This is a genomic window from Polynucleobacter sp. TUM22923 (assembly GCF_030295705.1).
In the GTDB taxonomy this organism is placed as follows: domain Bacteria; phylum Pseudomonadota; class Gammaproteobacteria; order Burkholderiales; family Burkholderiaceae; genus Polynucleobacter.
On sequence record NZ_AP027274.1, the window covers coordinates 1415988 to 1428823 of the forward strand.

Below are 12836 nucleotides of genomic sequence, written 5' to 3' on the forward strand. Positions count from 1 at the left end.
CATGAACTTTTTACACCTATATCTACGCGTACTCGAAAAGCTAGGATCGGATCGTCGACTAGGCTGGATTTTGGCATTGGCAAATGTTGTCTTAGCAATCGCTCTATTTGCAGAGCCAGTGCTATTTGGACATGTGATTGATCAGCTTTCCAACGCACCAAGAACGGCAGGAGATGTTATTTGGAACGGTGTTTGGCCACTACTGCTTCTGTGGATTGGTTTTGGCTTATTCACCATTATTTGTTCAACCCTAGTCGCTTTATTTGCAGATAGACTGGCTCATCGCCGTCGTCATGCCGTATTTAGTGAATACTTTGAGCACGTATTACATTTGCCGCTAGCCCAACAATCGCGCCTGCACTCCGGACGCCTTATGAAAATCATGCTGGCCGGAACCGATACCCTTTGGTGGCTTTGGCTGAGTTTTTTCCGGGAACATTTAGCCGCGATAGTATCCCTTACGGTGCTTATTCCCTTGGCGCTGTACATTAATTGGCGCCTAGCGATTGTATTAATCGTCTTGTGTATGTTGTTCGGAATTTTGACCCATTTCATTTTGCGTAAAACACAAAAGCTACAACAGCAAATTGAAAGTCACCATTCTGATTTAGCGGAACTGGCATCAGATACCTTAAGTAATATCGCCTTGGTGCAAAGCTTTGCCCGAATACAGACAGAAGTAAAAGCTTTGCATCACATCAGCCAGCGGGTACTAGGGGCGCAACTGCCAGTCCTCTCTTGGTGGGCGATTGTGACAGTACTCACACGTTCGGCAACCACACTAAGCATTTTATGCATCATCATTTTAGGTGTATGGCTGTATACCCAATCGCTGATTACTGTTGGTGAAATTGTGACCTTTATTGCGTTTGCTGGAATTGTGATTGGACGACTAGAGCAGGTGGTGACCTTTGCGAATAAATTGGCTATGGACACCCCTCGCCTACAAGAGTTTTTTTCAGTACTAGATACCGATCCAGAAATTCAAGATCTGCCAGGGGCGATCGATCCAGGGCGATGCACCGGGCTTATTGAATTTCACCACGTTCACTTTTCTTATAACAAGCAACATCAAGCCGTGAACAATGTCAGTTTTACGGTCAAGCCTGGACAAATGCTAGCCCTGGTGGGAACGTCGGGCGCCGGAAAATCAACTGCACTGAGTCTGCTCTACCGAGCTTTTGATCCACAGTCCGGTCAGATTACGATTGATGGGGGTCATATTCGGAACCTTCAACTAACGGCATTACGCCGTAATATTGGGGTGGTTTTTCAGGAACCGCTCTTGTTTAATCGATCTATTGCAGAAAACCTTCGCATTGGTTCACCCCAGGCCACTGAAGATGAAACGCGAGCGGCCTGTTTACGTGCACAAGCACTGGATTTTATTGAGCGTCAAGCCGAAGGCTTCGATACGATCATTGGAGAGCGAGGTCGCAATCTCTCTGGTGGAGAGCGGCAACGACTGGCGATCGCACGTGTACTATTAAAAGATCCCCCCATCTTAATACTGGATGAGGCGACGAGTGCACTAGATAGCACAACAGAAAATAGTGTACTCAAGGCATTGCATGAACTCATTCAAACCCGTACCACACTCGTCATTGCTCACCGCCTGAGTACGATCCGTCAAGCAGATCAGATTTTAGTCATGGATGCTGGTAAGGTTCTTGAATCTGGTACCTTTGAAATCCTCTATGAAAAAGGGGGGCGGTTTACAGAGATCGTAAACCAGCAATACCAGCTGACCTCTAAGCCAAATTGAACTAAGCAAAATTAAACTAAGCCGAATAAAACCAAACCGAATTAAACCCAATATCGCAAACTACTATGACTGAATTTTCTTCACAATGGCTGGCCTTACGAGAGCCTGCCGATCACCGGGCACGTGACCAAGCACTACAAGCAACGTTAGTCCACTACTTGGAAAATATTGCATCAACCCGCATGGGAGCAATACGCCTGATTGATCTGGGTTCTGGAACAGGCTCTAACTTACGGGCATTAGCTCCTTTTTTACCTCAGGATCAACACTGGACCCTGGTAGATAACGATCCAGCATTACTTCAAAAGGCACGTAGCGTCTTGATGGATTGGGCCGATGAATCACTAGAAAAAAACGCCGATCAAGGCAAGGCCTCTATTAACGCAGTAGAACCGCTCACGATCGTAAAGCAAGATCAGCACATCACAGTTGAATTTCGTTGTGATGATTTAGCCAAGAATATCGAATCTGTATTAGCCCTACCAGCTGACGTGATTACTGCTGCCGCTTTTTTTGATCTCGTTGCAGAACAATGGTTGCACCGCTTTTGCAATACATTATTAAAACCGCTGTATACCGTCTTGACCTATAACGGCCTCGAAAGCTGGAGCCCACCAGAGGCTAGTGATGCCCAAGTCTTAAAAGCTTTTCATCACCACCAACAAACGGATAAAGGCTTTGGCGCTGCTGCGGGCCCGCATGCAATCGCCATCATGGAGTCGTTACTGCAGCAAAGAGAATTTAAAACACACACTGCCTCGAGCCCTTGGTTACTGACAGAGCAGGATCGATCTTTAATCCAAAGCTTAGCCAGTGGCAGCGCAGCAGCAGCACTAGAAACCAAGCTTGTTAATCAGTCTACCGTCAATCAGTGGGGAATCAGTCGCGCTCTCGCTACTGAGTGCCAAATTGGTCATACGGATTTTTTGGCTATGCCAGAAGTATCTTGAAGCAGCTACTTTAAGTGATTACTTGAAGCAGTTATTTGAAGCAATTACTTCAAATAGTCACTCCAAGTATATTCGGGCCTCTAAAGATAAAATACAACGATGATCAGCGATAGTAGAAGACAGTTCTTAAGGCGGGCAACATCTGCTTCACTCTGCCTCGCTCTCCCTACACTTGCGCTGCAACCAAGTGATAGCCTTGGTAATAGCTTTAGTGATAACTCTACTGATGACTCTAAATCAAGCGAGCTATTCAATATTGACGATCAAGACTGGGTCGATACTGCGCGAGATCGCCTGGTCCCTATTCGGCTATATATGCCACAAACTATTCAAGCAAATGGGCTCGTGCCTTTAGTGATTTTTTCGCATGGTATTGGTGGCTCTCGCTTTGGGTATACCTATTTAGGCCAATACTGGGCCAGTCGTGGTTTTGCCAGCATGCATGTTCAACATACTGGTAGTGATCGCTCTATTTGGTTTGGCAACCCATTTAGCCTAATCTCCAGACTACAAGAGGCAGCCCAAGATCAGGAAGCAATTGCACGAACGGGCGACCTTCAATTTGCTCTCACACGCTTACTGGAAAGTCCGTCGGGCGCTAAGATTGATACAAAAAATATTATTGTTGCTGGGCACTCGTATGGATCTAATACTGCCTTACTAGCCTCCGGTGCCCGCGTCAGTCGTAACGGCATCCCCATGAATTTCCGTGACCCACGCATCACTGCTGCCATTCTGATTTCTACCCCTCCTTTTTATGGGCAAACAGCATTACAAGATATTCTGGGGCCAATTGAGATCCCAACATTGCATATCACTGCTACTGAAGACACGATTCGTATTCCTGGGTATTACAGTGGATATGAAGATCGTCTGGATATTTTTAACGCTATTGGCAGCAAGAATAAGTCTTTAGTCGTGTACGAGGGTGGAACCCATAGTATTTTTACTGACCGCACCAATACAGGTGGCGCTATTCTGAATCAACAAATTAAAGAGGCGACCCAAGAGCTCAGCATTGATTTCTTAAGGCAGCTGACTGGTCAGCATCCATCTCAAATACAGGCCTGGTCTGAACGTCATCAGTCAATCTTATTTAAAGTAGTGAGATAACACACCCCACATTACTGATACAGTCATTTCGCTTACCATTATTAGGCTATATACCTAGAAATAATGGGGGCTTTATGAATAGCGTAGGATGAAGTATCAGCTTACATTACAAGCTTAGGAGCCCGTTGGTATGAAGCGCATTTTTCTATTTCTAGTGACGAACATTGCCATTATGTTGGTCATCACGGTCATCATTAGCGTCTTTGGTCTTGGCCGCATTCTGGATCAAGAGGGCATTGGTATTGATTTGCCTGCATTGTTAATGCTTTCCGCAGTAGTAGGTATGACGGGATCTTTTATTTCTTTGGCAATGTCGAAAACCATGGCCAAACACAGTACGGGAGCACGCGTCATTGAACAACCGCGTAATGAGCTAGAACAATGGCTGGTTGGCGCAGTTCAAAGACAGGCGGCGGCTGCCGGTATCGGCACGCCAGAGGTCGCCATTTATGACGCGCCGGACATTAATGCATTCGCAACAGGTATGTTCCGCAATCATGCTTTGGTTGCTGTTAGTACAGGCTTGCTAAACGGAATGACAAAAGAGGAAGTAGAGGCGGTGTTAGCGCATGAAGTCAGTCACGTTGCCAATGGTGACATGGTGACTTTAGCCTTAATACAGGGCGTTATTAATACCTTCGTATTCTTCTTATCCAGAGTCATTGGCCACATTATCGATCGCACTGTCTTTAAAACAGAGCGTGGACATGGCCCAGCTTATTGGGTAACTACGATCATTGCACAATTAGTACTTGGCATTTTGGCAAGCGCCATCGTCATGTGGTTCAGTCGCCAACGAGAATACCGGGCTGATGCCGGAGCTGCTTCTCTAGAAGGTAAGCAAAAAATGATTAGCGCACTAGAGCGTTTACAGAAATCATCCAATCAAGCACATTTGCCAGAACAGTTAGAAGCATTCGGTATCTCTGGTGGCATGGCTAGCGGACTGAAGCATTTATTCATGAGCCATCCACCACTGAGTGATCGTATTGAAGCTTTACGCCGTGCAGCTTAAAACACACTGCATTTAAGCAAACTGTAGTTGGGCTAAACGTGCATATAGGCCGCCCTGCTTGATTAAATCAGCATGATTGCCCTGCTCCACAATCTGACCGTCTTCGAGAACAAGAATACAGTCTGCTCGAAGCACCGTAGCCAAACGATGGGCAATCGTTAAGGATGTTTTTCCTGGTAAGACCGCATCTAGTGCCAATTGCACCTCACGCTCGGATTCTGCATCCAGAGCACTAGTAGCTTCATCTAGTAACAAGATGGGTGGATTCTTAATGATCGCACGAGCAATCGAAATTCTTTGCTTTTGGCCACCCGACAAGCGCACGCCTCGCTCACCCAAAAAACTACCGTAACCTTGCGGTAAGGCCATAATAAATTCGTGGGCATGGGCGGTCTTCGCAGCTGCAATCACCTCCTCATCGCTTGCATCTAATTTGCCATAGCGAATATTTTCCATAGCAGTAGATGCAAAAATAGTCGGCTCTTGCGGAACGATCCCAATCAGATTACGTAATTCATTTACGGGCCATTGCGTAATATCTTGACCAAAGATTCGTATTTGGCCTGAGCTTGGCTCGTAAAACCGTAATAGCATCGCAAACAAAGTACTTTTACCCGCGCCTGAGGGACCAACCACGGCATATCGAGTGCCCTTTGGAACGGCAAAGGATAGATGATTGATCGCCAGAGCATCTGGACGTGATGAATAATGAAACGATACGTCATTCAGTTCAATTGCATTGACTTGAGTATTTGTCGTGCCTGAGTTTAGGTTTAGGTTTAGGTTTGAGCTCATCGATTGACTAGTATTCTGGTCGAGATCAACACCGAGCAAGGCAGGCGTTGCTTGCATTAATTCCACCAAACGTTCCATCGCTCCGGCGGCCCTTTGTAAGTCGCCCCAAGTTTCAGAAAGCGCACCAATGGATCCGGCAATTAACACGGCATAGAGTACAAATTGGGTAAGCTCGCCTAAGGTTATTATTCCCGCGCTTACTTGCTGTGCCCCAATCCACAATACAAAAACGATCACTCCAAACGACATGACGATCGCCATTGCGGTCAGTATGGATCGCATAGTAATGCGTTTTCTTGCTTCACGAAAGGCTACTTCTACAGCGGTATTAAAGCGCTGTTGCTCATGGGGTTCACGGGCAAATGCTTGTACTGTTGTGATCGCATTTAAGACTTCCCCAGCCATCGCGCTGGTATCGGCTACTTTATCTTGGCTTGCACGCGACATTTTTCGTACACGGCGACCTAATGCCCAAAGTGGCAGAACGATCAATGCCAGCAGAACAATCATCACTCCAGCCAACCATGCACTGGTAACTAGCATCATGGTCATCCCACCTACTAGCATCACTAAACTGCGTAGTGCAATAGAGATGCTAGACCCTACTAAAGTTTGTACTACGGTCGTGTCACTAGTCAAACGCGACAATACCTCCCCTGTTTGTAGAGTCTCAAAGTAGCTTGGGCTCTGACGCAACACGTTTTCAAATACGCGTTGACGAATATCAGCCACCACACGTTCGCCTAACCAGGACATCATGTAAAAGCGACTAGCCGTCATTAGGGCTAATACGACTGCCAATAGCAGTAAATAGATAAACTGGCGATCAATGGCAGCACTGGTGAGGCCAGTATCAACTATCCCCCGAAATGCTAGAGGCACCGCTAAAGTCGCTGCTGCTGCTAATAATAAAAATACCGCCGCTAAGATCCACTGCGTTCTGTAGCGTGCAAGGACGTGGTAATCGCGAAGCCAGCCGGTGAGGCTATTGAGTTTAGATGTCATGCCTGGAGTGTACGTGAAGCTTGCCGTAGGGATTGGTTATGCCGTTTTTTGTGAGCCCAAGCTACCTTATAGGAACTCCTAATCGGAGCCTAGAGTCTTTTAATATGATATTGCGTAATTGAATTAAATATCTTCACACTTCGTATTTCCATCTTTATCTGTTACACAACTATCAGTAGTTTGTGACTGTGATTTTGACTTCTTCTCTTTGCCAGAAATGATCTCTACACTTTCTGGGGAGCTTACTGTCACTCCAGAAACAGACTCAGGAGTAATGCTCATTTGCGATTCATTTGCTTGGAAAGCCAGTGTATTTTTAAGGGCGCCACCATCAATACTAGATCTACTACTAGCATTGCTCAGGCCTGCCGATGTTGGTGGGACATAACCCAGCGCAGCATTTTGGGTGATTCCTGAAACGAAGCTACTTGCATTAGTCTGACCATTAAATATTAGGTTTACATTGGATGGGAGGCTTCCTGAAGGCGGCGGCAACAAGAATGAGATTGATGCGTTTGGATCCACTACTGAGAAAATATGAGGTCCATCACCACTAAATGCAGGAATGCTATAAGAGTGGAATACTTGATCTGAATAGGTTGTGACGTTTCCGACAATATTAATTTGTCCAACATAAGCACTTGGGTCAGGCACATTAGTCAGATTAACTGCTGCTACTGTTTGGGCATTTAAGCTATACAGCGGAATAGACTGACTCACTGAATCATTGAAATTAATAATCGGCATTGTTGAAGTTGCTCTTCCCGTAGTGGAATTCTCAGCAATGGCTGCTACTAGCAAGGTGTGGGTATAGTCCGCAACGTCATCGACTGTGCCATTAAAAGTAATCGTCGGATCCTTCGATACTAAGGTTCTGACATAAACTGGGTTGTTTTGTAATGCACTGATCTTGCTGGTAGTGCCATTCTTATCATATTCAAAATACTGATAATGCGAGTCGTATAAGAATCCTTTGACCAGTGCCTTACCGATATAAGTGCCATCACCAATCGATGTTGCCCCTCTGTACTCCTGGGTATCACCGGTCAAAATGTCCGCCAGAATAAAGATGCGAGCACCAATCGCTGTGAGCCTATTAGGTCTTGCAATCGAACCGATACTGTCGCCAAAGGTGACTCTTCCAAGACCTGCATCAATGTATATCGACTGAATCTTGCCTACCGTAGCATCCAGAGTCCCTTTAATTAAAATATCACTATTGACTGTCTGCAAGGTAGTGACGTTATCTGAGGATGGCGCTAATCTGACATTGTCATAAGACTGGGCACCAGTAGTGTAGATATCGCTCGTTAACGTCACAGTGCCGGTAATGGCTAGGCTAGATAGGGTGATTCCATCAGCAATACCAAATGAACCGTTATTAGAAACCAGTTGATTACCGCTGAGTGCAGTCGTAGAGGCGATGATGAGTGATGCTCCAGACTGAATGGTTGTACCGCCAGCCTGAGTGTTATCTCCAGTCAGCGTAATCACTCCGCTACCAGCAATAATCATCGTGCCAGTTCCTGTCATATCGTGACTGAAGGTACCAGGGTTTGCTTGGTTAAACCCAAAGCTGCCATTATTAACAATGTCACCCGGAATAGACTGAACGCCAGCGATTAAGTTTGCCCCTGGATTAACAATCGTCGGTCCGGTATAGGTATTAATGCCGGTCAGAGTCTGGGTACCGCTGGCAATCGTTAGGCCACCGGTTCCACTGATAACACCAGCAAAGCTGTCTGCTGCTTGTCCATCTGTAATCACCAGTCCATTAGGCGCAATCGATCCCAAAACAACAGAACCAGAGCTTGAGCCTGCCAAGCTCTGAATAAACACATTGCCCGTAATGTCAGTGAGATCTAGATTGCCATTAACTGTGACCTTATCAGATTGAGCAATAGATGCGTTGGTGCCTAATTTAAGCGTTCCGCCATTAACGGTGGTCGCGCCAGTGTAGGTATTGGCTGTTGTGAGGACTAAGGTGCCGGTGCCTGTTTTAGTCAGAGTGCCAGCGCCAGAGATGGTGCCATCAACAGTCAAGGAAGTACCTGCTACTGCCATGGTGCTGTTACCGGTAATGGCAACGGGCGCTGCTACGCTACTAGTGCCAGTACTTGCAGACAGTGTGCCGCCATTTAAGGTAATCGGTTCTGCAAGTGCTGCAATATTTTGTAGATCTAAGGTAGCACCAGTATTAACAGTAGTACCGGCGCTAGAGGCGCCTAAAGCAGCTGCATTGGTAATCGCTAGCGTTCCGCCATTAACGGTGGTCGCGCCAGTGTAGGTATTGGCTGTTGTCAGGACTAAGGTGCCGGTGCCTGTTTTAGTCAGAGTGCCAGCGCCAGAGATGGTGCCGCTGATGGTTTGCGTAGCAGTTGATTCGTAGGTAAATGCGCCGTTATTGGTAATTGTTCCAGCGTAATTGCCGCCACCTAAGACACCTGATCCAGCAATAATCAGACTTGCCCCAGAATTAATGGCCGTGTTACCGGTATAGGTGTTAGCACCCGATAGAGTTTGAGTTCCAGTGACAACTGAAAGCCCTCCTGCCCCACTAATGGCGCCTGAAAAATTGCCACCCGTAGCATTTAGTGAAAGTGAGTTAGCGCCTAAGGCAAGCGATCCGGCTCCAGAAATTCCGCCTAGAGATACTGGACCACCAGCATTTGCCAAAGTGAGTGCGCCATTAGCAACTACTTGACTAGTTACCGGCCCAGCTATGCCCGGACCATAAGAAACCGATGATCCAACCGGAATAATGACATTCGCTACGTTTGATAAGTCAGGTATTGCCCCACCTGCCCAGTTATTAGCTACTGACCAGTCGCCGCCAACAGGTCCTACATAAGTTACTGACTCTAGTTGGGTAATGGTGCCGTAGTTTCCTGATATCTGGTTAGAGGATAGTCTGTAGTTAGCGGCATCAACACCACTAATCGCAAAATTCACAGTAACCGACTTCGCTGTTCCGACGTTCTTATTATTATAAAAACCAATGGCGGATAAAGTCGCACTGTCATTGGAAACGATTTGCGATGTACCGGTGGCAACGTTGCTTACCCCAGAGCTAACTACAGCTGAGCCGTCGTACACCTTAGAAATTGAATTACTAGTTAGTGCCGGGGTAGTAATAAGTTTAGGTAAAACAGTTAACTTTCCGACAACAACTAAATTCTCAAAGCTAGTACCAGTCTTTGTAAGGTTATCCATTGCCGAGACGTTATATTGACCGACATTAATATTGCTCGAAGCACTTCTAGTGAAGTCAGTTGGTACGAATCCAGCAGTTACAGAATGAGTTACAGAATTAGCAACATAACCCACTGAGAATGGTGTTGAATCGGCCAGTAATGAACTAGATAAAGTGGAACCAGGTGCTGAGAGGGCTACAGAATTGACACTTAAACTATTGTTGCCAATATAAGACAAAGTCGTGCCATCAGCAGCTAAATACTGGGCTGTATAACTATAAGTAGGCGTTGCACCAGAGGTAGACTTTTCTCCATAGGTCGATACTGCGGTCACTCTAATCAAAAGGTCTTTGGCGGCCAAAATTCTATAACTACCAGCGGTATAGTTAATTAGGTAATTGCCTATAACTGTGCCCGCATCCCCATGACCACTTGCAGTCAGGCTATAGGTGCCGACATTATTGCTTGTATCACTTCGAGTAATTACTAATGCTCGGTTTGGCTGAGGTAAGTTAACAACACTTTCACCATTCACAAATCCGTTATAAAGGGCTCCGGCATACCTAGGCTCATCATTCTGATTGAAGAACCTAGCATCATTAGCAGCGGTAATAGTTAGATTGGCTGGTGTAATTCTTCCGGTTGAGTTGATGGCAATAACTGTGTAATTACCGCCAGAGTTTCCATCACTAATAACTACCGAGCCTGAGTCAATCGTCACTACCTTGTTATTACCAACGCTTGGATCGTTACCAGCGAAAACTGCTTTTGCTGCGATGACTTCATCAGAGCGGATTAGCTGACTTTTCAACGCAGCAAGCTCATCTGGCTTCAGGTCATAGGTATAGCCACCATCATAGGTTTTATTGATTTCAGGGACTTGCAAAGTCACATTTCTTTTGGTAATACTCAATGCAGCATTCGTGCTATTAAATGTAATACTGTAATTAGAAGCCTTAGTACCTACAGCAGAACCTGAACCCAACAGTACGTTGTAACTACCAACGTTCTCACCTACTGAGCGACTCAAAGTACCCGTTACTGAAGCTAAGGTATCCGACACAGTATTAAATGTTGCTAAAGTTCCTACTGCAACTGTCATACCTAAAGTAGGATCAACGTTACCGTAAACCTTACTTACCGCATTAGCGCTCAGCGTAATCGGACGTGGTGTGATTGCAAAGTCAGCACCGGTAAAGGTAATGCTGTAGTTTGGATTAGCACTGGCTAATGTGCCAGCGTTAATCGCGTAGCTATTGACGTTCTCACCAGCATCACGGGCCAAGCTACCACTTAAGGTGGTTCCCGTTAGCAGACCAACATTAGTACCCTGAGCTTGAACAGTGGAAGTAAAGATAGTTGGGTCTACGTTGCCATAGATCTTCGTTTGACCGCTGGTAGCTGTGACCGTTACAGGACGTGGTGTAATCGCAAAATCAGCTCCAATAAAGGTAATGCTGTAGTTCGGATTAGCACTGGCTAATGTGCCAGCGTTAATCGCGTAGCTATTGACGTTCTCACCAGCATCACGGGCCAAGCTACCACTTAAGGTGGTTCCCGTTAGCAGACCAACATTAGTACCCTGAGCTTGAACAGTGGAAGTAAAGATAGTTGGGTCTACGTTGCCATAGATCTTCGTTTGCCCACTAGTAGCTGTGACGGTTACAGGACGTGGATTAATGGTGACAGTAGCATTATTAAATGTACCCATCTGATAGTTTCCAGCTGCCAACAAATTACCTTGAGTAATGGAATAACTACCAATGGATGCAATAGAAGAAGCAGTAGAAGTTATCGCTCCGGTAAATGTTGCAGAAGTATCACCGCTGACTAAGCCGGTATAGGTATAACTTAAGCTCGGAACAGTAGAGCCGTAAACCATGACGCTGTTCTCTGCTGTCACTACTAGCTGCGCAGGAGTAATAGCAAAAGCTTGATTGGCCGTTACATAAGTAATACTGTAATTAGAGGCCTTAGTACCTACAGCAGAACCTGATCCCAACAGTACGTTGTAAGTGCCAACGTTCTCACCTGCTGAGCGACTCAAAGTGCCCGCTACTGAAGCTAAGGTGTCCGACACAGTATTGAACGTGGCTAGAGTTCCTGCTGTAACCGCAACTCCTAAAGTAGGATCTACGTTGCCGTAAACCTTACTTACTGCATTAGCGCTCAGCGTAATCGGACGTGGTGTGATTGCAAAATCAGCGCCGGTAAAGGTAATGCTGTAGTTCGGATTAGCACTGGCTAATGTGCCAGCGTTAATGGCATAGCTATTGACGTTCTCACCAGCATCACGGGCCAAGCTACCACTTAAGGTGGCTCCTGTTAGTAGCCCAACATTAGTACCCTGAGCTTGAACAGTGGAAGTAAAGGTAGTTGGGTCTACGTTGCCGTAGATCTTCGTTTGACCACTAGTAGCTGTGACGGTTACAGGACGTGGATTAATATCCGCTGTCAGTGCATTAGCGACACCAGCGACATAGTAGTTGACACTATCTAGCGCCAAGCCACTCAGTGTTGGTATGACTGCAATGCCATTAAAGACATTGACGCTTGCAAAGCTTCCCGATGTAGCGGTACCGGATAAATTCACGGATTCACCACCCAATACACCGGAGGCAATTACAGGTGTTCCACTAATCACTGCACCATGAGTTGCGTCATAAACCTTATTGCTAGCTACTAAGCCACTGATAGTAATTGGTGCTGCAGTAATAGTGCTACTTGTGTTGGCTAGGTAAGTAATAGCGTAATTACCAGTTACTGTTGCTGTACCACTAATTACACTTGCATTAGATACGGTTACTACTCTGTTATTGATACCAAAGTTAGCGTCGCTATAAACAAATGCACCACCAGACAAGCTATCTTGTAGTCCAGTTGCTGAGTTAGTAAACAAGCTACCACTAGTTTTAGTTAAAGTCGGTGCTGTTAATGCAGAAGCGGTAGAAGTCGTTGTATCGTAAACCTTACTAATAGCAGTAGAACTCACCGTAATT

General features: G+C 45.9%; 6 protein-coding genes. 4 read left to right on the plus strand and 2 right to left on the minus strand.

Annotation, left to right across the window (positions count from 1 at the left end; all coding sequences use genetic code 11):
- Position 1: 1 nt before the first annotated feature.
- From QUD86_RS07310 to htpX, 4 genes are all read left to right on the plus strand, one after another.
- Positions 2 to 1765: a glucan ABC transporter ATP-binding protein/ permease gene (locus QUD86_RS07310; protein WP_286296298.1), complete on the plus strand. Its 1764-nt coding sequence runs from the start codon at positions 2 to 4 to the stop codon at positions 1763 to 1765.
- A 65-nt stretch (positions 1766 to 1830) separates the two neighbouring features.
- A complete protein-coding gene (locus tag QUD86_RS07315; protein WP_286296299.1) occupies positions 1831 to 2715 on the plus strand; it encodes a class I SAM-dependent methyltransferase in 885 nt (294 codons plus the stop codon).
- A 99-nt stretch (positions 2716 to 2814) separates the two neighbouring features.
- The gene (locus tag QUD86_RS07320; RefSeq protein ID WP_286296300.1) at positions 2815 to 3828 is read left to right on the plus strand and encodes an alpha/beta hydrolase family protein; all 1014 of its coding nucleotides are present in this window, start codon (positions 2815 to 2817) and stop codon (positions 3826 to 3828) included.
- Between the two features lie 130 nt (positions 3829 to 3958).
- On the plus strand, positions 3959 to 4843 hold the full coding sequence (gene htpX / locus QUD86_RS07325; protein WP_286296301.1) for a protease HtpX: 885 nt from the start codon (positions 3959 to 3961) through the stop codon (positions 4841 to 4843).
- A 12-nt stretch (positions 4844 to 4855) separates the two neighbouring features.
- Here the strand turns inward: htpX and QUD86_RS07330 are convergent, their stop codons facing one another.
- Complete coding sequence (locus tag QUD86_RS07330; protein ID WP_286296302.1) at positions 4856 to 6643, minus strand: ABC transporter transmembrane domain-containing protein; 1788 nt, start codon at positions 6641 to 6643, stop codon at positions 4856 to 4858.
- Between the two features lie 123 nt (positions 6644 to 6766).
- Positions 6767 to 12829, minus strand: a complete 6063-nt coding sequence (locus tag QUD86_RS07335; protein WP_286296303.1) for a beta strand repeat-containing protein — start codon at positions 12827 to 12829, stop codon at positions 6767 to 6769.
- Positions 12830 to 12836: the final 7 nt, after the last annotated feature.